The sequence below is a fragment of the Clostridium sp. ATCC 25772 genome, from assembly GCF_001573875.1.
In the GTDB taxonomy this organism is placed as follows: domain Bacteria; phylum Bacillota; class Clostridia; order Clostridiales; family Clostridiaceae; genus Clostridium_J; species Clostridium_J senegalense.
Genome location: NZ_LFRG01000011.1, coordinates 17,475 through 40,092, shown reverse-complemented (window position 1 = coordinate 40,092; position 22,618 = coordinate 17,475). Strand labels below are relative to the sequence as shown.

At 27.8% G+C, this 22,618-nt stretch carries 21 protein-coding genes; 18 read left to right on the top strand and 3 right to left on the bottom strand.

The window, feature by feature from the left end; translation table 11 throughout:
• Positions 1-15: 15 nt before the first annotated feature.
• The 8 genes from AZI32_RS06800 to AZI32_RS18335 all read left to right on the top strand — a co-directional run bounded on the left by AZI32_RS06800 (position 16) and on the right by AZI32_RS18335 (position 10,596).
• A complete protein-coding gene (locus AZI32_RS06800) occupies positions 16-1,791 on the top strand; it encodes a V-type ATP synthase subunit A (protein ID WP_061995125.1) in 1,776 nt (591 codons plus the stop codon).
• Positions 1,784-3,166: a V-type ATP synthase subunit B gene (locus tag AZI32_RS06795; protein ID WP_010291727.1), complete on the top strand. Its 1,383-nt coding sequence runs from the start codon at positions 1,784-1,786 to the stop codon at positions 3,164-3,166. Before AZI32_RS06800 ends, AZI32_RS06795 begins: the two co-directional genes overlap by 8 nt.
• A 2-nt stretch (positions 3,167-3,168) precedes the next feature.
• Complete coding sequence (locus AZI32_RS06790; RefSeq protein WP_061995124.1) at positions 3,169-3,828, top strand: V-type ATP synthase subunit D; 660 nt, start codon at positions 3,169-3,171, stop codon at positions 3,826-3,828.
• 210 nt (positions 3,829-4,038) lie between these two features.
• Complete coding sequence (gene def, locus AZI32_RS06785; RefSeq protein WP_061995123.1) at positions 4,039-4,506, top strand: peptide deformylase; 468 nt, start codon at positions 4,039-4,041, stop codon at positions 4,504-4,506.
• Between the two features lie 395 nt (positions 4,507-4,901).
• Positions 4,902-7,184, top strand: a complete 2,283-nt coding sequence (gene helD / locus AZI32_RS06780; RefSeq protein WP_061995122.1) for an RNA polymerase recycling motor HelD — start codon at positions 4,902-4,904, stop codon at positions 7,182-7,184.
• A gap of 309 nt (positions 7,185-7,493) precedes the next feature.
• Entirely contained in the window at positions 7,494-8,672 is a 1,179-nt protein-coding gene (locus tag AZI32_RS06775; RefSeq protein ID WP_061995121.1) for an FprA family A-type flavoprotein, read from the top strand.
• Positions 8,673-9,165: 493 nt separating this feature from the next.
• Complete coding sequence (locus tag AZI32_RS06770; protein ID WP_061995120.1) at positions 9,166-10,446, top strand: tetratricopeptide repeat protein; 1,281 nt, start codon at positions 9,166-9,168, stop codon at positions 10,444-10,446.
• A 3-nt stretch (positions 10,447-10,449) separates the two neighbouring features.
• Positions 10,450-10,596 carry a hypothetical protein gene (locus tag AZI32_RS18335; RefSeq protein WP_157450856.1) on the top strand — a complete coding sequence of 49 codons (147 nt, stop codon included), beginning with the start codon at positions 10,450-10,452 and terminating at the stop codon, positions 10,594-10,596.
• A gap of 58 nt (positions 10,597-10,654) precedes the next feature.
• Here the strand turns inward: AZI32_RS18335 and rocF are convergent, their stop codons facing one another.
• Positions 10,655-11,551: an arginase gene (gene rocF, locus AZI32_RS06765; protein ID WP_061995119.1), complete on the bottom strand. Its 897-nt coding sequence runs from the start codon at positions 11,549-11,551 to the stop codon at positions 10,655-10,657.
• A 193-nt stretch (positions 11,552-11,744) separates the two neighbouring features.
• Between rocF and AZI32_RS06760 the strand changes: the two genes are divergently transcribed.
• Positions 11,745-12,137: a hypothetical protein gene (locus AZI32_RS06760; RefSeq protein WP_061995118.1), complete on the top strand. Its 393-nt coding sequence runs from the start codon at positions 11,745-11,747 to the stop codon at positions 12,135-12,137.
• Positions 12,138-12,205: 68 nt separating this feature from the next.
• On the opposite strand, the gene AZI32_RS17910 is transcribed toward AZI32_RS06760, so the two are convergent.
• Complete coding sequence (locus AZI32_RS17910) at positions 12,206-12,364, bottom strand: aspartyl-phosphate phosphatase Spo0E family protein (RefSeq protein WP_082761163.1); 159 nt, start codon at positions 12,362-12,364, stop codon at positions 12,206-12,208.
• A gap of 247 nt (positions 12,365-12,611) precedes the next feature.
• Between AZI32_RS17910 and AZI32_RS06755 the strand changes: the two genes are divergently transcribed.
• The 6 genes from AZI32_RS06755 (at position 12,612) to AZI32_RS06730 (ending at position 18,875) form a co-directional block, all read left to right on the top strand.
• A complete protein-coding gene (locus tag AZI32_RS06755) occupies positions 12,612-12,800 on the top strand; it encodes a DUF896 domain-containing protein (RefSeq protein ID WP_061995117.1) in 189 nt (62 codons plus the stop codon).
• Positions 12,801-12,814: 14 nt separating this feature from the next.
• A complete protein-coding gene (gene hprK, locus AZI32_RS06750) occupies positions 12,815-13,729 on the top strand; it encodes an HPr(Ser) kinase/phosphatase (protein ID WP_061995116.1) in 915 nt (304 codons plus the stop codon).
• Between the two features lie 155 nt (positions 13,730-13,884).
• Entirely contained in the window at positions 13,885-15,282 is a 1,398-nt protein-coding gene (locus AZI32_RS06745) for an aminopeptidase (protein ID WP_061995115.1), read from the top strand.
• A 304-nt stretch (positions 15,283-15,586) separates the two neighbouring features.
• Complete coding sequence (locus tag AZI32_RS06740) at positions 15,587-17,248, top strand: GH3 auxin-responsive promoter family protein (RefSeq protein WP_082761162.1); 1,662 nt, start codon at positions 15,587-15,589, stop codon at positions 17,246-17,248.
• A gap of 76 nt (positions 17,249-17,324) precedes the next feature.
• Positions 17,325-18,368 (top strand): DNA polymerase IV, encoded by a 1,044-nt coding sequence (locus AZI32_RS06735; RefSeq protein ID WP_061995114.1) that lies wholly within the window; start codon positions 17,325-17,327, stop codon positions 18,366-18,368.
• Positions 18,369-18,395: 27 nt separating this feature from the next.
• Positions 18,396-18,875, top strand: a complete 480-nt coding sequence (locus AZI32_RS06730) for a DUF4825 domain-containing protein (RefSeq protein ID WP_061995113.1) — start codon at positions 18,396-18,398, stop codon at positions 18,873-18,875.
• A 108-nt stretch (positions 18,876-18,983) separates the two neighbouring features.
• Here AZI32_RS06730 and AZI32_RS06725 read toward each other — a convergent pair whose 3' ends face one another.
• Positions 18,984-19,805: a PHP domain-containing protein gene (locus tag AZI32_RS06725; RefSeq protein WP_061995112.1), complete on the bottom strand. Its 822-nt coding sequence runs from the start codon at positions 19,803-19,805 to the stop codon at positions 18,984-18,986.
• Between the two features lie 260 nt (positions 19,806-20,065).
• On the opposite strand from AZI32_RS06725, the gene AZI32_RS06720 reads away from it, so the two are divergent.
• The 3 genes from AZI32_RS06720 to pabB all read left to right on the top strand — a co-directional run bounded on the left by AZI32_RS06720 (position 20,066) and on the right by pabB (position 22,487).
• Entirely contained in the window at positions 20,066-20,296 is a 231-nt protein-coding gene (locus AZI32_RS06720; protein ID WP_061995111.1) for a DUF1653 domain-containing protein, read from the top strand.
• Positions 20,297-20,320: 24 nt separating this feature from the next.
• A complete protein-coding gene (locus tag AZI32_RS06715; protein ID WP_061995110.1) occupies positions 20,321-20,911 on the top strand; it encodes an aminodeoxychorismate/anthranilate synthase component II in 591 nt (196 codons plus the stop codon).
• Between the two features lie 214 nt (positions 20,912-21,125).
• Positions 21,126-22,487, top strand: coding sequence for an aminodeoxychorismate synthase component I (pabB, locus tag AZI32_RS06710; RefSeq protein ID WP_061995109.1), 1,362 nt, complete (start codon positions 21,126-21,128; stop codon positions 22,485-22,487).
• The last annotated feature ends 131 nt before the right edge of the window (positions 22,488-22,618 follow it).

Below are 22,618 nucleotides of genomic sequence, written 5' to 3'. Positions count from 1 at the left end.
AGGTAGGTATGTAGCTTGAAGATCGGAAGAATAGTTAAAGTTTCAGGACCCTTAGTAGTTGCTAAGGATATGGATGAAGCTAATATATATGACGTTGTAAAAGTTGGAGAAAGTGGTCTTATAGGTGAAATCATAGAAATGAGGGGCGATAATGCTTCAATTCAGGTTTATGAGGAAACTTCAGGAATCGGACCAGGAGACCCAGTTGTAACTACTGGAGAAACACTAAGTGTTGAACTTGGACCAGGACTTATGGAGTCTATGTTTGATGGAATACAAAGACCTCTAGATGCATTTATGGAGGCTGCAAAATCTGCATTCCTAACAAAAGGAGTATCTGTTAAATCATTAAGCAGAACTAGAAAATGGGACTTTAAACCAACTGCAAAAGTTGGAGATAAAGTAGTTGCAGGAGATATTGTAGGTACAGTTCAAGAAACTCCAGTTGTACTTCATAAAATAATGGTACCTTATGGAATAGAAGGAACTATAAAAGAAATAAAAGCTGGCGAATTTACAGTTGAAGAAACAGTTTATGTAGTTGAAACTACAAATGGAGATAAAGAATTAACATTAATGCAAAAATGGCCTGTAAGAAAAGGTAGACCATTTGCAAGAAAGTTAAATCCATTAGAGCCAATGACAACAGGACAAAGAGTTATAGATACATTTTTCCCAGTAGCTAAAGGTGGAGCGGCAGCAGTTCCAGGCCCATTCGGAGCAGGAAAAACAGTTGTTCAGCACCAAGTAGCTAAATGGGGAGATGCAGAAATAGTTATCTATGTTGGATGTGGAGAGCGTGGAAATGAGATGACAGACGTTCTTAATGAGTTCCCAGAACTTAAAGACCCAAAAACTGGTGAGAGCTTAATGAAAAGAACAGTTCTTATAGCTAACACATCAAACATGCCAGTTGCAGCAAGAGAAGCTTGCATATACACTGGAATAACAATAGCTGAGTACTTTAGAGATATGGGATATTCAGTATCAATAATGGCTGACTCAACATCTCGTTGGGCAGAGGCGTTAAGAGAAATGTCAGGAAGACTTGAAGAGATGCCAGGAGACGAAGGTTATCCAGCATACCTTGGATCAAGACTTGCTGATTATTATGAAAGAGCTGGTAAAGTTATAGCACTTGGATCAGACGGAAGAGAAGGTGCAGTAACTGCAATTGGAGCGGTATCACCTCCAGGAGGAGACTTATCAGAGCCAGTTACTCAGGGTACTTTAAGAATAGTTAAAGTTTTCTGGGGACTAGATGCACAACTTGCATATCAAAGACACTTCCCAGCAATCAACTGGTTAAATTCTTATTCACTATACTTAGACAAGATAGGCGGATGGATGGATGAGCAAATAGCTAGCGATTGGTCTGAAATCAGAACAAAAGCTATGGCATTGCTACAAGAAGAATCTAGCCTTCAAGAAATCGTAAGACTTATTGGTATGGATGCATTATCAGAAAAAGATAGATTAAAATTAGAGGTTGCAAAATCTATAAGAGAAGACTATCTACAACAAAACGCATTCCACGAAGTTGATACTTATGCTTCACTTGATAAACAATATAAAATGTTAAAACTTGTTTTAGAGTTTGGCGTTCAAGCTGATAAAGCTCTAGAAGCAGGAGTTTACTTAGATAAGATATTAAAAATGACAGTAAGAGATAAGATTGCTAGAAGCAAATATATCCCTGAAGAAGAAATAGACAGAATGGACGATATAGCTAAAGAATTAGCTATAGAAGTAGATAAATTAATCGTGGAAGGAGGTGTCCTAGATGCTTAAAGAATACAGAACAGTTACTGAAGTTGTTGGACCTTTAATGGTTGTTGAAGGTGTTGAAGGTGTAAAATACGATGAACTAGTTGAAATCGAATTACAGACTGGAGAAAAAAGAAGAGGTAAGGTTCTAGAAGTTAACGGAAGCAACGCTATGGTTCAGCTTTTTGAAGGATCATCAGGAATAAACTTAAAAGGAACAAAAGTTAAGTTTTTAGGAAGACCTCTAGAAATCGGCGTATCTGAGGATATGTTAGGTAGAGTATTTGACGGTATGGGAAGACCAAAAGATAATGGTCCAGACATAATACCAGAAAAAAGATTAGATATAAACGGAGAAGCTATAAATCCAGTAGCTAGAAACTATCCATCTGAGTTTATACAAACAGGTATATCTGCAATAGATGGATTAAACACTCTAGTTAGAGGACAAAAACTTCCAGTTTTCTCAGGATCAGGACTTCCACATGCAGAACTTGCAGCTCAAATTGCAAGACAAGCAAAAGTTTTAAACTCTGATTCAAAATTCGCCGTTGTTTTCGCAGCAATAGGTATAACTTTTGAGGAAGCAGAATTCTTCGTAGAAGAGTTTACAAAAACAGGAGCTATAGACAGATCAGTTCTATTTATGAACTTAGCATCTGACCCAGCTATTGAGAGAATAGCTACTCCAAGAATGGCTCTTACAACAGCTGAATACTTAGCATATGAAAAAGGAATGCACGTACTTGTTATCATGACAGACATAACAAACTATGCAGAAGCCCTTCGTGAAGTTTCAGCAGCAAGAAAAGAAGTTCCAGGAAGAAGAGGATATCCAGGATATCTATATACTGACCTTTCTACATTATATGAAAGAGCTGGAAGAATTAAAGGTAAGGAAGGTTCAATAACACAAATACCAATCCTTACAATGCCAGAGGATGATAAGACTCACCCAATCCCTGACCTTACAGGATATATAACAGAGGGACAGATAATTCTTTCAAGAGAATTATACAAAAAAGGTATAATGCCTCCAATAGATGTTCTTCCATCATTATCAAGACTTAAGGATAAAGGTATAGGTAAAGGTAAGACTAGAGAAGACCATGCAGATACAATGAACCAGTTATTCTCAGCTTATGCACAAGGAAAGCAAGCAAAAGAACTTGCTGCTATCCTAGGAGAAGCTGCACTTTCAGATACAGATAAGAGTTTTGCAAAATTTGCTGAAGCATTTGAAGAGCAATATGTATCTCAAGGATTCAATGCTAATAGACCAATAGAAGATACTTTAAAATTAGGTTGGGACTTATTAACTATACTACCTAGAACGGAGCTTAAGAGAATCAGGGACGAATATTTAGAGAAGTATTTACCTCTAAGAGAGGATGATTAAATATGGCAAAACTAAATGTTAATCCAACGAGAATGGAGCTTAGTAAACTTAAAAAAAGACTTACTACAGCTACAAGAGGACATAAGCTTTTAAAAGATAAGCAAGATGAGCTTATGAGAAGATTCATAGATCTTGTTAAATATAACAATAAGTTAAGAGCAGAAGTTGAAGATAATCTTCAAGATGTATTTAAAAATTTCTTTATGGCCAGTGCAGCAATGCCACCAGAAATGCTAGAAGCATCATTAGCATGTCCAAAAGAAAGTATATCAGTAGATGTTTCAACTAAAAACGTAATGAGTGTTAATGTTCCAGTGATGGAATTTATAAGAAAGTTAGAAGGAGACAATGGAAGTATATATCCATATGGTTTCGCTTCTACAACAATAGAACTTGATGAATCTTTAGAAAAATTATACTTAATTCTTCCAAAACTTTTAGAACTTGCGGAAGTTGAAAAATCAACTCAGCTTATGGCAGATGAAATTGAAAAGACTAGAAGAAGAGTTAATGCTCTTGAATACATGACGATACCTCAACTTCAAGAAACAATCAAGTACATTAAAATGAAACTTGATGAAAATGAAAGAGGTGCATTAACAAGACTTATGAAAGTTAAGAGCATGATGGAAGAACAAAAGGCTAAGGCTTCAAATAGTTAAAAAAGGAACTTTTAGTTCCTTTTTTTTATGAAAAGTAATATCATGAACTAGGCATAATTATACTTTTATTTCTTTTCATATGCCTTATTAAAATTATTCATAGAAATATACAGAAATATATTATATAATATATTAGGATTTAAACGGAAAAGACAATTTATAGATTAATTATAAAATATATCTATTTATATATATTTGGAAGGAGAAACTATGGCAATAAGAGAAATTTTACAAGTTGGAGATAAAAGATTGGAATCAGTATGCGAACCAATAAAAAAAATAGATAAAGAGGTTTTAGAATTAGCTAAGGATTTAAGAGATACTTTATATAATTGTGACGGTGTTGGACTTGCAGCACCACAAATAGGAGTGCTAAAAAGAGCAATTCTTATAAATCTTAGAAATGGATCAGACGAAATATTATTATTTAACCCTAAAGTAACAAAGCAATCTGGAAGCGAAAAGGATTATGAAGGATGCTTAAGTTATGTAATGCACGAAGGTGAAGTTGTAAGACCTACAAGTGTTACAGTTGAAGGAATGACTATTGAGGGGAAAAGAGTAAGATACGAAGCAAAAGGATTCTTAGCAAGAGCATTTTGTCATGAAATAGATCACTTAGATGGTATAATGTACATGTCAAAAGCAGAAGTAATGTACGAATTAGTTGAAGAATAGAATATAATAAGAGAAGCTGTCTCAAAGTAAATTTTAGCTTTACTTTAAGACGGCTTTTATATTGAAATTTGATTAAAAACTAAAATTTTACAATTGAAAATTGTGGATGAGACTTATTTTTAGTTTCATCCATTACTTTTAACAAACTATAGCTATAGTTTGCTTTCTCTATAGAGAACTAAGTAAAAATCTAAAACATCATATTTAAAGATATAATGAATAAACTGTAAAAAATGTTTATAGATACTGAATTTTTGATATAATATAATTCATAAAACAAAGTACTCTTTAAATAAAATTTCATTATGATATTATAAAAGAGTACTTTGTTATAAAGTTTTAATTTTCAAAGCCAAAATTGACAAATCTTAAATAAAAAGATTGAAGGTGATTATATGGCAATAAAAAATGAAGAGATGATTTTAGAAGTAGAGCGATTTAATAATACTAAAAAGTGGATAGTCGAAAAAAAGGGAAAAGTGGAAAAAGACTATGAAAAATATGAAGAAAAAATAACAGATTTAAAAAAATCAAGTGGTGGAACCTATAGTAATGACTTATTAATTTATGAAAACTTATTTAAATTTACTAGTGAAAATGTTAAACGATATGAAGAGGCAAGTATAAATCCATATTTTGCTCGTATTGATTTTAGAGAAAAGAGAAGAGATACGGAAACTTTTTATATAGGAAAGTTTGGTCTTAACGATGAAGATAAAAATGAAGAAGTAGTAATTGATTGGAGAGCACCAATTGCTAACTTGTATTATAGTGGTACTTATGGTGAAAGTTATTATTTTTCACCAGTAGGAATAGTAGAAGGTGAACTAAACCTTAAGAGAAAGTTTTTATTAAAGGATGGTTCCCTTACAGATGCCTATGATGAAGGAGTTAATGAAATAATATTAAAAAATAGTATAGAAGGTGAGCAGCTTACTGATGAATTTTTGAAAGTTACTTTAGAACAAAATGTTAGTAGCAAACTTAAAGATGTTGTTGCTACAATTCAAAAGGAACAAAATGAAATAATAAGAGCTTATAAAAATAAACCAATAATAATTCAAGGTTCAGCAGGATCAGGAAAAACTACAGTAGCGTTACATAGGCTCGCATATCTTGTTTACGAATATGATGACGATGTTAAAAATGAGGAAATATTAGTAGTTGCACCTAATAAAATATTTTTAGATTATATATCTGAGGTTCTTCCTAACTTAGGTGTATATAATATGTCTCAGAAAACTTTCGAAGATGTATGTAAAGAAATCTTAGGATATAAGGGCAAAGTTTATGGCAAGGATGAAAAACTTTCTATGTTAATAGAAAGTGATGATAATGAAAAAGTAAAGTATATAAAAGCGTCAAGTAAACTTAAAGGTTCATTGTCATTTAAAATGCTTTTAGATAAGTATATAAAGTATTTAGAAAAACAGGATATAGATGTAGATGATATAAAGATAGAGGAATACGTTTTGTTTTCAAATAAGGAAATAAAAAGGCTTTATGCTAGAGATATGGTACATCTACCTATAAAAAAAAGAAAAGAAGAGATAGAGCGATATTTTAAAAAGAAATTAAAAGATAAAGTTCAAACTATTAAAGAAAAAATAGAAGATGATTACTTTTTTAAAATTAAAGATGTTAAATCTTTAAATATTAAAGAAGAAGAAAAGCGAAAACAAATAATTTTGCTTTATGATGAAAGGGATTTAAAGGTTTCAAAACTTAAAGAACAAGGAAAACTAAAATTAAAAGAGTTTTTTAAGGCGTGGAAGCAAAGAGAAATAACTGAAATATATAAAAAATTATGTTCATCAAAACAACTGTTTAACCATATAACTAATAATCAAATTCCAGAAAATATAGTTGATTTTATTATAGAAACTTCAAAAGAAAACTTCTCAAAAAAAATTATAGATATTGAAGATTTAGCGCATATGGTATATTTAAAATTAAAATTAGAGGGGCTAAATAAAAAATATATTCACATCATAATTGACGAAGCTCAAGATTATAGTTATTTCGAAATGTATTTATTAAACTTATTAAGTAAACAAAATTCATTAACAATAGTAGGCGATTTAGGGCAAGGCATATACAATTATAAAGGTATAAATGATTGGAATAAACTTATTAAAACTGTATTTAATGATGATGCTACTTATATAAATTTAACTCAAAGCTATAGATCTACAATAGAAATAATAGATTTTGCAAATAAAGTTTTAAGTCATCAAAATTTAAATGTAAAACCAGCTAAACCAGTTTTAAGACATGGCGATGTTCCAAGTACAATTGAATTTTTAGATGACAAAGATTTTATAAACAAATTAAATGGTATATGTAGTGATTTAGAAGAAAAAAATAAAGAAAGTGTAGCTATAATATGTAAAACTATAGATGAATGTAAAAAAATAGGTAAAGAGATTAATAAATTAGCAAAATATAAATGGACAATTATAGGGAACAATAGTAATGAAATAAAAAGTAAAAAGATAATTATACCTAGCTATATGACTAAGGGATTAGAATTTGATGCTACTATTATTTATAATTGTAGTGAAGAAAATTATAATAATGAAGATATAGATAAAAAATTATTATATGTAAATTTGACTAGAGCGTTGCATAAAGAATATATATTTTATAAAGGAAAAAAATCTCAACTTATAACTTAAAAAATAATAATTATTACTTGAAAATGATTGTTATATATGTTAAAATATTATCATAAAGAAAATATTTACATATCAAATGATATTTTTTAAGATATAAAGTTATAGAGAAACAAGCTCAAATTTAAATTTATTCAATAACTTTAAAATATTTTTATATAAAATATAGTGTTGAATTCTAAGTGATTCAGAGCATGTCTCACTATTTGGGGTATCCAAGCTTTGGAATGGAAAATTTTAAAAGTCAACTTGGAACCCTATAAGTCAATGTAATATAAAATAAGAATATTGTTTTAAATGGAGGAGTAGAAGATGAAACCAGCTGAATTAAAAAAAGACTTATATTGGGTTGGAGCAAATGACCCAGAGCTTAAAATTTTCGATATAATAATGGAGACAAAAAGAGGTACTACTTACAATTCTTATTTAATAAATGATGAAAAAGTTGTATTATTTGATTCTGTAAAAGATAAGTTTTCAGATGTATTTTTAAATAATATAAAAGAAGTTATCGGTGACAAAGATATAGACTATATAATAGTTCACCATACAGAGTTAGACCATAGTGGATCTTTAATAAAAGTTTTAGAGGCTTATCCTAATGCAACTGTAGTTGCATCAAAAGCTGCATTAAGATACTTAGAAGGCATATTAAATAAACCATTTAATGGAGTTGCTGCATCAGAATCTTTAAATATAGGAAAAAGAACACTTAAGTTTATATCAGCACCTAATTTACATTGGCCAGATACTATGTTCACATATGATGAATACGATAAAGTTCTATTTACATGCGATGTTATGGGATGTCACTATTCTCCGAAGGGATGTATAACAGGAGACTGTGGTGGAGATTATGTAGATGAAATGAAATATTACTTTGATTGCATAATGGGACCATTTAAAAAATTTGTAAATATGGGATTAAATAAAATAGATGGCTTAGAGTTAGATATGGTTGCTCCAAGTCATGGACCAGTTCATATTAAAGAAGATATATCAAAATTTAAAGAATTATATAGAGAATGGGCTAAAGAAGAGCCTATAAATGAAAAAAACATACAGATATTCTATGTTTCAGCTTATGGAAACACAGGAAAAATTGCAGAGTTTATAGGAGATACTATAAATAGAAAAGGTATTAAAGCAGAAGTACATGAGATAACAGGCGAAAATTTATGTGAATTAATAGGAAAAGTTGAAAAAGCTAGTGGAATCTTAATAGGGTCACCAACTATAAATCAAGATGCTGTTGCACCAACTTGGAATTTACTAACTGGTGTAAGTGCTGTTATTAATAGAGGAAAAGCAGCAGAATCCTTTGGGTCTTATGGTTGGAGTGGAGAAAGTGTTCCTATGCTTCATAATAGATTAAAAGAACTTAAATTTAAAACTTTAGATTCTGGATTTAAATTTAACTTTGTTCCAGGGAACGAAGATTTTAAAGCGTGTGAAGAATTTGTAGAAAAATATTTAGAGTTAGTTAAATAGTTAAATAATATTTATGAAAGACTGTTTTGAAATAGAATTTTAATTTTATTTTAAAACAGTCTTTTTATGATGAATTTTATATAAAAGTAATGTCTTAATGTTTTTTTGAAAGGAATTATTATAAGTATGGTAATTTGAAATGAATAAGTTGATTTTTAAGTTTATTCATTTACTTTTAACTATCTATAGTTGTATTTATTTCTATTAATTGATAACAAAAATTTGATGAATAAATTTAAATGTATAATAAAATATATAGCTGAATAATTTAAAAATTTCTTTTAAGTTAAGTTTGAAAGCTTACAAAAAAATAAAAAATAGATTCGTATTCTTTTATAGGTATATAATTCTAACTTTATTTTAGGGATATTTTGTCGAAAAAGTTTTTACCACTAAAAAAGATTAATAGAAATTTAAAAGATTTTATTACTTCGACAATAATTACTTTTTTCCACGGTGTTGATAATATATAATTATATTGAGGTTGAAAAATATGGGTGAATTTATAATTAATAGAATAAAGTATTACAGAAATTTACTAAGAATAACTCAAAAGGAATTATCAGAGGGACTATCTAGCTCTAATTATATATATATGCTAGAAAATGGTAAGAAAAAATTATCTATGGCTATGGCTGTGAAACTAGCTAATAGATTTAATGAACTATCACAGGAAAAAGGAATAATTTTAAATATAGCAGCGAAAGATTTGTTAAGGACATCAGAAGAAATAATAGAAGAGCATTATACGAAAGAGTTTGAAAATTTAAAAAAATACAAATATGATTTTGAAAAATTTGAAAAATTATTAGATAAAGTAACTGAAAATAAAATTATAAATTTAATGATAAAGATAAATAAAGAAATTGGAGAAAATGAGTATAAAGAAAATAATTGTAATTTGGCATTAAAATATTTACAAACTGTTTTAGATTTTATATTAGAATACCCATTTTCAGAGGAATTTGAATTTATAGAAGTAGAAGTTCTAAATAGAATAGGTTCATGTTATTATAAACTTGAAAATTTTGAAATTTGTATGGATTATTTTAAGAGGGCTTATGAAAAATATGAAGTTTATCATATAAATGACGAAGAGTTGTTAGGAAAAATTTTATATAATATAGGCCTTACAATTTATATAATTGGAAGATATGATGAAGCTATTTATTATTTAAATGAAGCATTAAAATTAAATAATATAAATAATCAAGAAAAAACTAAGATAAATATAATAAAAGCTAATATTTATCATAATACAGAGCAATATCTTGAAGCTTTAGAAGTATATGAAGAAATAGAAAAATATGAGAAAAGTTATTTAGTATATTATAATATGTCTATCATTTCAGAAAAATTAGGTTTAGAAGATAAAAGTGGAGAATATCTTAATAAATCTATGAATTTACAACTAGATGATAATTCAGAATTGACGACTAATACTTTGTTGCAACTTAGTTACATGTATAGTCAAAATAACAAATTAAGAGAAGCCCTAATTTGTTCTGAAAAGGCGCTTGTAAATGCTAGAAAGTTTTATCAGGTAGATAAATATGTAGAATGTTATCAAAGTATTTTTGAAATTTTAAAATCAATGAAGAAAATAGAAAGATTTGAAGAATATGTGGAAGATATACTTTACGAGATTAATATATACCATGAAAATTATAAAATTTTATATAATATAACATTATTATTATTTCAGTATACCAGTGAAATATCTAAATTAGATATTGGATTAAATATTATTAATAAAATAAAGGGAGGAGTATAAGTTATGAAAAATGTTAAAAAATTTTTAGTAGGTGGTATGTTAATTATTGGATTATTTGGCATTATAGGAAATACTCAATTAGTAGATACAGCATTAAAATCTCAGGATATAGCAAATCCAGGACCAAGTAGAATAGTAGTAAAAGCATAATAATATTTTAAAAATATAAATCAAAAGCTACATTGTATTTAACAATGTAGCTTTTATTTTATATATTTTTAGAAATAAAATCTATAAGATTTAAACATAGGTCTATAGTTTTTTCGCCATCTTCAAGTTCTGTGTTTAATTCTACAAAGTCCATAGATTTTACCTTACCACTATTAAAAAGTAGTTGTAAGGACGATTTAGCCTCATCTGTAGACATACCATGTGGAACAGGTGTTCCAGTACCAGGTACAAATTCTGAGTCTATACAGTCTATATCAAAGCTTAAATGTACGTTGTCTATATTTTTCTCTTTTAGATTTGATAAAATCTCGTTAATTATAAATTTAATTCCCTTTTCTTTTACATCAACAGTAGAATAAAGATTAATTCCTTCCTCTTCAATTAAAAGAGTTTCACCTTTATCTAAATCTCTAGCACCGATTAGATAAACGTTTTTAGGATTAACTTTTTTACCATCAAAGTATAAATTAGTAAGAGATGAATCTCCAAATCCCATAGCAGCACCAAGAGGCATACCATGTACATTTCCAGAAGGTGATGTGTCAGGTGTATTTATATCACCATGAGCATCAATCCAAATAACAGCAAGATTATCAAAGTATTTACTAGCACCACAAATACTACCTAATCCTAGTGAATGATCACCACCTATTACTAATGGAAAAGAGTCAGAGCTTAATGAATTATATACTGATTGAGCTAAATTTTTATTAACTCCTAATATTGTATCAATATATTTCATATTACTATGACAAGAAAACTTATCACATTCTTTAACCTGAGGAACATATATGTTTCCAAGGTCAAATACATCATGATTTTGTTTTTCTAAAATTTGTAATAAGCCTTTTTCTCTAAGTTTATTTGGTGCTAAATCAACACCTTTTCTATCACAACCTAAAAATAAAGGCACTCCGATAACATTTATTTTCATAAAAAATTCCCCCTTTGCGATTTTAAATTATATAATAAAATGGAGTAAAATATAAGGGGTTTTTGAAAAAGAATTTAAATTTAAATATTATAAAAATTATAAAAATTATAAAAAATGTTAAGATTATAATAAAAGCCCTTGATATTTAGTTATATAATATAATAGATTTATAATAATAAAAGGAGGAAATGTTTTGGATAATAAGAAAATAATAAACTTTTTAGAAGAATGTGACTTAGAGGATGTAAAAGATAAATCCTTTGATAAGTCTAAAAGTATATTTAAGTTTACATATTACTTTGATGACTTAGAATTAGAATCAGCGTCAGAATATGCTGATGATGAATGCGAAGAGGAGAAACAAAGTGAAAGCTGGTATTATGATTATTTGTTGCCATATTTAACTGATTTTGCAATGGATAATGTAGAAGACGTAATTAATGATTGCAGCGAAGAAATGGATTTAAATTATGAATTAATATGTTATGAGCCAAGTGAAGATAATTTTGAACATATTAATTTTTTAGTAATATTTTCAAAAGAAGAAATAGAGAATGTGGATGATATAGTATTCAGTGTACAGTAAAAAATAAAGCAAGCTTTAATTAATTTTAGTTTTAAAGCTTGCACAACTTAACTATGTACAAGTGAATACTAAATAAAATATTTTTGGTACTCAACTATATATTTATCCAATTTTTGAGAATAATTAACTACTTTTGAGTCAGTTATACAATTTTCCACTAAAAGTAAATTTAAGATCTTTTTGTAACAATTAATTTTCTCTTCTAAAATTTGTGTATCTATCCCCATAATAATCCTCCAAGTAATTATTTTTTACTATTTTTTACAAATAAATTGTAACAAAAATAAGAAGGAAAGTTAAGCATTTTATTTTGTCAAATTAGTACAAAATATCCTAATAAATGTCAAATGTTACAAGTAAAAGCAAAAATAATTATCGAAATTTAAATTTATATCTTTAAAGTCTTGGGAAATTAAAGTAAAATATAAACAGTTAAATGTAAAAAAAAATCGAAGAAAAGAGAGGTAATAAGTAATGGATCATGATGAAATGGTTAAACGTATAAATGAATTATACAAAAAAAGTCAAGAAGAAGGTTTAACAGATGCTGAAAAAGAAGAGCAACAAACTTTAAGACAAAAGTACATAAATAATGTGAAAAGAAATTTTAGAGCACAATTAGATGGTATAGAAAGAATACCTCCTAAAGGAACTAAAAATTAAAAAGGAGATTTACTATGGTTACAGTAAGAAACCTAGTTGAAAATTTTAATTTGGAAATTCTTGTGCAAGGAGATAATCAAAAGGAAATACAGGCCTGTGATATAAATAGGCCTGGACTTCAACTAGCAGGATACTATGAAGATTTTGATAATAATAGATTGCAGATTTTAGGGAAAACAGAATATGGTTATTTCAAATCATTACCAGAGGAAATAAGAAAAGAAAGAATAGAGAATTTTTTTTCTTTGGATGTTCCATGTATAATAATTACTAGATCTTTAAATATAGATAGTGAACTTATAGAGGCTGCAAAGAAAAAGAATATTTGGATGCTTAGAACAAGTATGAACGCTACTAAATTTATAGGTAAAATAACTAATTATTTAGAATTAGAATTAGCCCCAGAAACTAGGCTACATGGAGTGCTAGTTGATGTGTATGGTATCGGCATTTTAATTACTGGAGAAAGTGGAATAGGAAAAAGTGAAACTGCACTTGAATTAATAAAAAGAGGTCATAGATTGGTGGCAGATGATGCTGTAGACATAAAACAGGTTGATGGAATATTACATGGTACATGTCCATATGTTACAAAAGGTATGCTAGAAGTAAGAGGTATGGGTATTATAGATATATCCGCAGTATATGGATTAAGTGCAATAATTCCTAAAAAAATTGTAAAAATGGTTATAAGCATAGAGAACTGGGATGCAGATAAATATTATGAAAGATTAGGAATTGATAAAGAAGAAATAGAAATTCTAAATGTCAAAGTTCCTAAGGTAACATTGCCAATAAGACCGGGAAGAAATTTGGCGGTTATAATAGAGGCTGCAGCAGTAAACTTTAGATATACAGTAACTCAGAAGATAACAGCAGTAGACACTATAGAAAAAAGGATTAATGAGCTGAATAATATAGAAAAGTAAAGAAAATGTTAAAAAAATTTGAACAAATTATAAATTTATAGTTAAAAAATGTTTGAAATTTTTAGAAAAGTCTAGTAAAATATAAATTGAAATTAAGAGAAAGTTAAAATTATTTAAACTTTTCTCAATATTTATTATAAAAGGGGGAGCAGGCAATGGCAGATTTAACAAAAAAATATGAATTAGCTTGGGACAAATACAAAAAAGAGGATTTAAAAAAAGTATTTTCACTATCAGATGAATATATAGACTTTATGTCTAAATGTAAAACAGAAAGAGAATGTGTTAAAGAATTTATAGAATTAGCTGAAGCTCAAGGCTATAAAGATATAAATACATACATTGCAAATGGAACTAACTTAAAAGCTGGTGACAAAGTGTATGCTAATTGTATGGGAAAAACTTTAGCTTTATTCTTAATAGGTTCTGAATCAGTAGAAAAAGGATTCAATATTTTAGGAGCTCATATAGACTCTCCAAGATTAGATTTAAAACAAAATCCACTATATGAAGATTCAGATTTAGCGCTTTTAAAAACTCATTACTATGGTGGAATTAAAAAATATCAATGGACAACATTACCATTAGCAATACATGGTGTAGTTTGTAAAAAAGATGGTTCAGTTGTTGACGTAGTAATCGGAGAAGATGAAAAAGAACCAGTAGTTGGAATATCTGATTTATTAATTCACTTAGCAGGAGATCAAATGGCTAAAACTTTAGCTAAAGGTGTTGAAGGTGAAGCTTTAAATGTTTGTATAGGAAGTATTCCAGTTGAAGATAAAGAAGCTAAAGATAGAGTTAAATTAAATGTATTAAGATTATTAAATGAAAAATATGGAATAGATGAAGAAGATTTTGTTTCAGCAGAATTAGAAGTGGTTCCAGCTGGAAGAGCAAGAAGTTATGGATTAGATAGCTCAATGGTTATGGCTTATGGACATGATGATAGAGTATGTTCTTACACTTCATTTGAAGCAATGATGAAAATAAAAGAAACTAAGAAAACTTGTATAACATTATTAGTTGACAAAGAAGAAGTTGGAAGCCAAGGTGCTACAGGAATGCAATCAAGATTCTTTGAAAACACTGTTGCTGAAGTTGTAAACTTAATGGGAGATTATAGTGATCTTAAAGTAAGAAGAGCATTAGCTAATTCAAAAATGTTATCTTCAGATGTTAGTGCTGCATTTGATCCAAACTATGCATCAGTAAGTGAAAAACAAAACAATGCATTCTTCGGAAAAGGTATTGTTTTCAATAAATATACAGGTGCTAGAGGAAAAGGTGGATGTAACGATGCTAACCCAGAATTTATAGCACAATTAAGAGCTATAATGGAAAAACACAATGTTTCTTGGCAAACATCAGAACTTGGAAAAGTTGACCAAGGTGGCGGTGGAACAATCGCTTACATCTTAGCTGAATATGGAATGGAAGTTATAGATTCAGGTGTTGCACTACACAACATGCATGCTCCATATGAAATAGCAAGTAAAGCTGATATATACGAAGCATTTAGAGCATACGAAGCATTCTTAATAGAAGCATAATATAGATAAAAATATAATTTATAACTCTAGATTAAAATCCCTATAGAGTAATAAAATTTAAAAAGAGTGTCTCAAATGATTTTAATCATTAAAAGGGACACTCTTTATTTATTTATTTATATCATAGGAATTAACACAAATTACCTTTAATTTCATAATATAAAACTATGTAACAAATACAAAAAAGTATTAAATATTATAGAAATATGTTGCATAGGGATTTGAACTTTAATTTTAATTTATAAGTTAATCTTTGAGGCTTGAACCCTATATATAAGCTAAGCAAGTTGAGGAAGTGTTTGTTGTGAGTTTTATAACGAAATCTATGTACTTAACAATGATAACTTTAGGAGGTAGTGTTAAAAGGCACTTTGAAAAAAACACAATAAATTCTTATGAAAAGAGTATGAGTACTTTAAAATGTATAATAAGAAGAAGTAGCAAAAGCGATTTTGGCAAGAAACATGATTTTATAAATATTAAAAATTTAAAAGAATATAAGGAAAAGGTACCGATATCAACATATGATGACTATGAAAAATACGTTATGAAAATGTGTAGAGGGGAAAAAAACATTTTAGTTTGTGATAATATAAAGTATTTTGCATTAACTTCAGGAACTACAGGTAAACAAAAGTTAATTCCAACAACTAGAAAAGGAATTAAAGTTGGGGCAAAATACATGGGTATTTTAACAGAAAGAATATTATATGAAAATTTAAAAGAACAATGGAACTATGGAAAAGGAGTTATGCTTACAGATATAGTAAATACCAGATATACTATATCAGGCATACCTATAAGTTCCGCTACATCAGGTGGAATGAAATCTATAAAGTCTATAATACCTTTTATATGGACTTCACCTATAGAAGTTATGAGTATGAATGATAAAGAAAGTGCACTATATCTTCATATTCTTTTTGCATTAAGGGATGAAAATTTAAGTTATATAAGTGGAGTTTTTATATCTAGTATATTAGATTTTTTTAGAATTATGGAAAAACAGTGGGAAAATTTAGTTTATGATATTTCCCATGGAACTTTAAATGAAAATTTAAAAATAGAACCAGAATTTAGAAAGGTACTTTTAGAGAAAAATTATCCACTAAAAAAAAGAGCAAGTGAAATTGAAGGTGAATTTAAAAGAGGTTTTAAAGGTATAGCGAAAAGGCTTTGGAAATCTATTGTGTATATAGCAACTGTTACTGGTGGAAGCTTTTCAGTATATGATGATAAGGTTAATTATTATAGTGGTAACTTAATTATATATTCTAATGCATATGCTGCATCAGAGGCTGTTATTGGAATGAATCCTAATGTTGGTAAAATAAGTTATGTAGTTCTTTCAGATACCGCTTTTTATGAATTCATACCTATAGAGTGCAGTGAAAATAATATTATAACTAAGACTATAAATGAACTTGAAATAGGAAAAGTGTATGAAATTGTAGTTACTAACTTTTCAGGTCTTTATAGATACAGAATCGGGGATGTTGTCAAAGTTATAGGATATTATAACAATAGCCCTGAAATAAAATTTTTATATAGAAAAAATCAACTTTTAAATATGGCTTCAGAAAAAACAACAGAAGCACATGTGACAGAGGCATTAAGAAGAACTTCACAAAAATTAAAATTAGATATAGTGGATTATTCAACTATGGAAGATAATAATGTTACTCCAGGAAGATATATTTTTTATATGGAAATTAGAGATTCTAAAGAAAGTAATATTATAGCTGAAACCTTAGATAAAGAACTATGCAAAACCAATTTTGCCTATGGAAGATTTAGAAAAAATAAAAAATTAGGGGAAATTAAAGTTATACTATTAAGAGAAAATACTTTTTCGAAAATCAAGAGTTATATGATCCAAAAAGGAGTATCGAAAAATCAATTAAAAATACCAAGAATAATAAGGGATAAAGAAATACTTAAAATGTTGAATGAAAACTCTAAATGATATATGATATAGAAAATAAAAGCAATGTTAGTCACTAAATAAATTAGTTTGGTGATTATTAGTAGGAGTGAATTTATTGGAGTCAGTAATTATTCATGTAGATATGGATGCTTTCTTTTCTTCAGTTGAAGTTATGGATAATCCAAGTTTGAAAAATAAACCAGTTATTGTAGGGGGAGTGTCAGAAAGAGGGGTTGTAGCTACATGTTCTTATGAAGCTAGAAAATTTGGAGTAAGTTCTGCAATGCCTATATATAAAGCAAAAGCGTTATGTCCTAAGGGTATATTTTTGCCTACAAGGCACCACAGATATAAAGAAGTATCTAATATGGTTTTTGAACTTCTATATGAAATTACAGATAAAATAGAGCCTGTAAGTATAGATGAAGCATATATGGACATAACTGATTTGAAAGAAAATCCAGTAGTTGTAGCGCTGAAAATTAAAAGCATGATTAAGATGGAATTAGGTCTTAATATATCTATCGGAATATCATATAATAAATTTTTAGCTAAGCTTGCATCAGATTGGAATAAACCTAACGGATTAAAAGAAATAAAAAAAGAAATGATTCCAGATATACTGATGGATCTTTCAATAAAAAAAGTTCATGGATTAGGTAAAAAATCTGTAGAAAAGCTTAATAATATAGCTATTTTTACTATAAGGGATTTATATGATTTACCTATAGAGTTTATGCAAGAATATTTTGGAAGACAAGGTGTAGATATATATAATAGAATTAGAGGAATTGATAATAGGAGTGTTTCGGCGATTAGAGAAAGAAAATCCGTAGGTCGCGAAACTACTTTAAAAAAAGATACAAAAGATAAAACCCAACTTAAAAGATATCTTTTGAATTTTTCAAGAGATATAGCAACTCAACTTAAAAAGGCAAACTTTAGCGGGAAAACCATAACAGTAAAAATAAAAACAGCTTCTTTTGAAAACCATACAAAAAGCAAGACTTTAAATAAATATGTATTTGATGAAGAAGAAATATACAATGAAGGGGAAAAAATATTAGATAGTATAGAGCTTACAGAGGATATAAGGCTTATAGGAATATCTATATCATCACTAAAAAAAGATTTAGTAGAGCAATTAACATTATTTTAGAAAAAAGCATTGGAATGAGGGGAAAAATTGAAAAAAATATTAAGATTATTAACACCTGTAATGTTAATGTTATCATTAACATTAGTTGGGTGTGAGTTTAAAAATAAAGATAAAGTGGAACTTAGCTTGAATAAGTTATTAGAGTATAAGGACTCTTATGTTGGTGATAATAGTGCAGTTGGAAATATATTATCAGAATTAAATATACTATCAGAATTACCCTTAAATGAATCTGGTAATGGTTTTGAACTTAAAACAGATGAAAAGCCCTATGAGATAACTGTAAGCTACAATTTAAAGGATGATTTAAAAGAAGAAATATTAGAAAAAAATGCAGTGGTATTATTTGCACTAATAAAAAATGTTGATATTATTAATTTTAAAATTGAAAATTTAGATAATAAAGTATACAAATATAATAAAGATGAATTAAATGAAAAATATAAAGTGGATTTTACAAAATTATCACAGGATAAAGAAAGTTTACAAAAATTTCTTTATAATTAACAGTAAAAAATAGGTAGTATAAAAATTGATATTATCCCTCTAAAGTAGACAGGGCAAATAACCAAATCTATTTTGGAAGGATTATATCAAAAATCATACTACCTATTTTTATTTATATAAAGCATCTAAAAATTCTTTAGCTTTAGTTGAGTTCATTATTATAGAACCAAGGTCACTATGTTTAGAATCATTTTCTATTCCATGAAAGTCAGAACCACAAGTTAATAGTTTATTAAACTTTCTTCCGAGATTTATATATTTAGCGGTGTCATATTCACTATGAATGGAATAATAAGCTTCGATACAATCGAAATCATAATTTTTAATTAACTCTTCTACATTAGATTTTTTTATAAGACAGGGGTGTGCAAGAGAGACAATTGCATTATGTTTTTTTAATATTTTAATTCCGTCCTCTAAAGTAATATTTTTATTCTCAACATAAGCAGGGCTATCTTTACTTATAAATTTTTCGAAAATTTCATTAAAAGTATAATTATACCCTCTTTTTATTATAGCTTTAGCTATATGAGGTCTTGCTATTATATAGTTGTCTTTTATATCTTCATAGGATATTTCTATATTAAAATAGTTTTTTAGGTTTTCAATTATTTTCTTTGCTCTATTAATTCTAGATTCTTTTAATTCTTGTAAAAAGCTTTGCAAAGTATCCATTTTATAGGATTCATCTTTAAAATAACCAAGAACATGTATACTTTCTTTGTTATGGACAGTTGAAAGTTCTATACCTGGAATTATCTTTATGTTTTTATTAGCACTATATTTTAAAGCCTCATCTATACCATTTGTTGTATCGTGGTCAGTTATTGCTAAAAAATCTACATTATTCTTTATAGCTTTATCTACTAACTGAGAAGGAGTACATCTTCCATCAGAAGCAGTGCTATGAGTATGTAAATCAAATTTCATAATAAATTCCCCTTTCTTTTACACAAATTTCATTTTTAAATGAAATTTTTCAGTATAATGAAAATATAAATCAAAAAATTTAAGAAATAGCAAAAAAATGTTATCAAAATATTTTTTCTTTTAAAATTAAGGAAAAATAACACATATTTTTGCTATAATACATTTAACAACTAGTAAACTATGTATTAATATTATTATAAACTTAAATGAAATACATTCAACAATGTAAAATTATTTGTATCATTAGAGGGAGGCAAGTTTTGGAAAGAAAAGTAGCTGTAAAAAAAATATATAGACATTTTAAAAATAAATTATATTTTGTAGAGGATGTTGCAACGAACACAGAAACAGAGGAAGTTATGGTAGTATATAGAGCACTTTATGGAGAATATAAATTATTTGTAAGACCTATAGACATGTTTTTAGAAAAGGTACCAAAAGAAAAAGAAAACCCAACAGGACAAGAGTATAGATTTATGGAAGTAGAATAAAATTTTCTTTAAAGGTGGGGTATTATGTTTTTAATGATAGACAATTATGATTCTTTTGTTTATAACTTAGTTAGATACTTAGAAGAAATAGAAGAAGAAACTATAGTTTTTAGAAATGACAAAATAACTTTAGAAAAGATAGAAGAAATAAACCCAGAAGGGATAATTATTTCTCCAGGACCTAAAGCACCTAAGGATAGTGGAATTGTATTAGATGCTATTGATAGGTTTAAAGGAAAAATTCCTATTTTCGGTGTATGCTTAGGACACCAATCTATAGGTTACGCTTTTCATGGGAACATAGTAAAAGGTAAAGTTCCAGTACATGGCAAAATAAATTTGGTGAACCATGACAAGGAAGGGGTTTTTAAAAATATAAAAAATCCTTTTAATGTTACTAGATACCATTCCTTAATAATAGAAAAAGAGTCTTTGCCAGAGTGTTTGAAAATTACAGCACAAACGGAAGATGGTGTTATTATGGGAGTAAGACATAAAAAATATCCAATAGAAGGGGTTCAATTTCATCCAGAAGCTGAACTTACAGAGTTTGGACACGAAATTTTAAAGAATTTTATAAATAATACAAGAGAATGGAATATCCAAAATAGATAAAAATTTATTTATAATATAATTTAAGGCATAATCAAATAAATAATAAACAGGTATTCTCGCATATTTGGACTCTTATTTATTTTCATATGTCTAAACCTTGTACTGGATTATAGGGCTTTAAGATTAACATTATACTAATAGTTGTAAACTCTTAACTGACTATAGTTGTACTTTTAAAACCCTATATTTGACATAATTTTGAGGGGGATATAATATGGATTTTAAACTTAAAAAAATTACTACTGATTTAAATTCCTTTGAAATTTTTAATATATTTAAGGATTTTAAAGAAGTTATATTTTTAGAAAGTCAAAGAGATTTTTCCACTATGGGTAGATATTGTTTTATAGGTATAAATCCTTATAAAACTTTTAGATATAAAAATGGTGTTTGTACTGTGAATGGTGAAGATATTAAAGAAGATTGTTTTCTTTATTTAGATAAAATATTTAAAGCTAATAAATTTGAAAATAATAGTGATTTGCCATTTATAGCTGGTGGTATAGGATATTTTTCTTATGATCTTGGTAAAGACATAGAGGATTTGCCAAATAAATCTATAGAAGATGTAGTTATACCAAACTGTTATTTTAATTTTTATGATAACATTATTATTTATGATAATGTTACTAAAAGTTGCCATGTAACAGCGTTAGGAAAGTTAAAAGATAGTGATTGTAGCATAGTAGACATTGAAAACTTAATAAAAAGAGGGCATAAACTGGAATCGGAAGATTATTCAAACTTAAAATATAAAATAGATGAGTTTAAATCTAACTTTGAAAGAGATGAGTATATAAATGCTGTATCTAAAGTAAGAAGTTATATAGAAAGTGGCGACATTTATATAACTAATTTAACTCAAAGATATGAAAAGGAAACATTAAAAAAACCATTTGATATATATAAAACTCTTAGAACTATAAATCCGGCTCCTTTTGCAGCATATATGAATTTAGACGGATTTGATATAGTATCATCTTCACCTGAGAGATTTTTAAAAGTTTATAATAATGTAGTTGAAACTAGACCTATAAAAGGGACAAGACCTAGAGGAGAAAATAAAGAAGATGATTTAAAATTTAAAAATGAACTTATAAATAGTGAGAAAGATAAATCTGAACTTTTGATGATAGTAGATTTGGAAAGAAATGATTTGAGCAAAGTTTGTAGTGCTGGTTCTGTTAAAGTTACGGAATTGTTTAAATTAGAAGAATACAGTACTGTATTTCACTTAGTATCTACAGTAGTTGGAGATATAAAAGAAAAATATTCTTCTATAGATTTAATTAAAGCAGCATTTCCTGGTGGGTCTATAACTGGTGCACCTAAAATACGTTCCATGGAAATTATAGATGAAATAGAAAAAGTGAATAGAAATATTTATACAGGTGCTATTGGATATATAGGATTTGATGGCAATGTTGATTTAAATATTGTAATAAGAACTATTCTTCTAAAAGATAATAAAGCTTATTTTGGCGTAGGTGGAGGGATAACCTATGAATCAGAAGAAGTTATGGAGTATGATGAAACTTTAGATAAAGCTAAAGCATTGATGAAGGCACTAAGTTAAATTTGTTTGTAAAGTGAATATATTATATATTAAAAGAAATTGAATTACAGTTTAATCCTAAATTATTAGCTAACTACAGTTATACTTGTTTTTTCAACTAATAATAAGGATTTGATGAGTAAACTTAAATA

Bases quoted from the DNA above. Each gene is read 5' to 3' on its own strand.
- pabB (WP_061995109.1), top strand. From the start codon at position 21,126: ATGGATTTTAAACTTAAAAAAATTACTACTGATTTAAATTCCTTTGAA.
- AZI32_RS06770 (WP_061995120.1), top strand. From the start codon at position 9,166: ATGGGTGAATTTATAATTAATAGAATAAAGTATTACAGAAATTTACTA.
- AZI32_RS06715 (WP_061995110.1), top strand. From the start codon at position 20,321: ATGTTTTTAATGATAGACAATTATGATTCTTTTGTTTATAACTTAGTT.
- AZI32_RS06790 (WP_061995124.1), top strand. From the start codon at position 3,169: ATGGCAAAACTAAATGTTAATCCAACGAGAATGGAGCTTAGTAAACTT.
- def (WP_061995123.1), top strand. From the start codon at position 4,039: ATGGCAATAAGAGAAATTTTACAAGTTGGAGATAAAAGATTGGAATCA.
- rocF (WP_061995119.1), bottom strand. From the start codon at position 11,551: ATGAAAATAAATGTTATCGGAGTGCCTTTATTTTTAGGTTGTGATAGA.
- hprK (WP_061995116.1), top strand. From the start codon at position 12,815: ATGGTTACAGTAAGAAACCTAGTTGAAAATTTTAATTTGGAAATTCTT.
- AZI32_RS06725 (WP_061995112.1), bottom strand. From the start codon at position 19,805: ATGAAATTTGATTTACATACTCATAGCACTGCTTCTGATGGAAGATGT.
- helD (WP_061995122.1), top strand. From the start codon at position 4,902: ATGGCAATAAAAAATGAAGAGATGATTTTAGAAGTAGAGCGATTTAAT.
- AZI32_RS17910 (WP_082761163.1), bottom strand. From the start codon at position 12,364: ATGGGGATAGATACACAAATTTTAGAAGAGAAAATTAATTGTTACAAA.
- AZI32_RS06755 (WP_061995117.1), top strand. From the start codon at position 12,612: ATGGATCATGATGAAATGGTTAAACGTATAAATGAATTATACAAAAAA.
- AZI32_RS06775 (WP_061995121.1), top strand. From the start codon at position 7,494: ATGAAACCAGCTGAATTAAAAAAAGACTTATATTGGGTTGGAGCAAAT.
- AZI32_RS06745 (WP_061995115.1), top strand. From the start codon at position 13,885: ATGGCAGATTTAACAAAAAAATATGAATTAGCTTGGGACAAATACAAA.
- AZI32_RS06795 (WP_010291727.1), top strand. From the start codon at position 1,784: ATGCTTAAAGAATACAGAACAGTTACTGAAGTTGTTGGACCTTTAATG.
- AZI32_RS18335 (WP_157450856.1), top strand. From the start codon at position 10,450: ATGAAAAATGTTAAAAAATTTTTAGTAGGTGGTATGTTAATTATTGGA.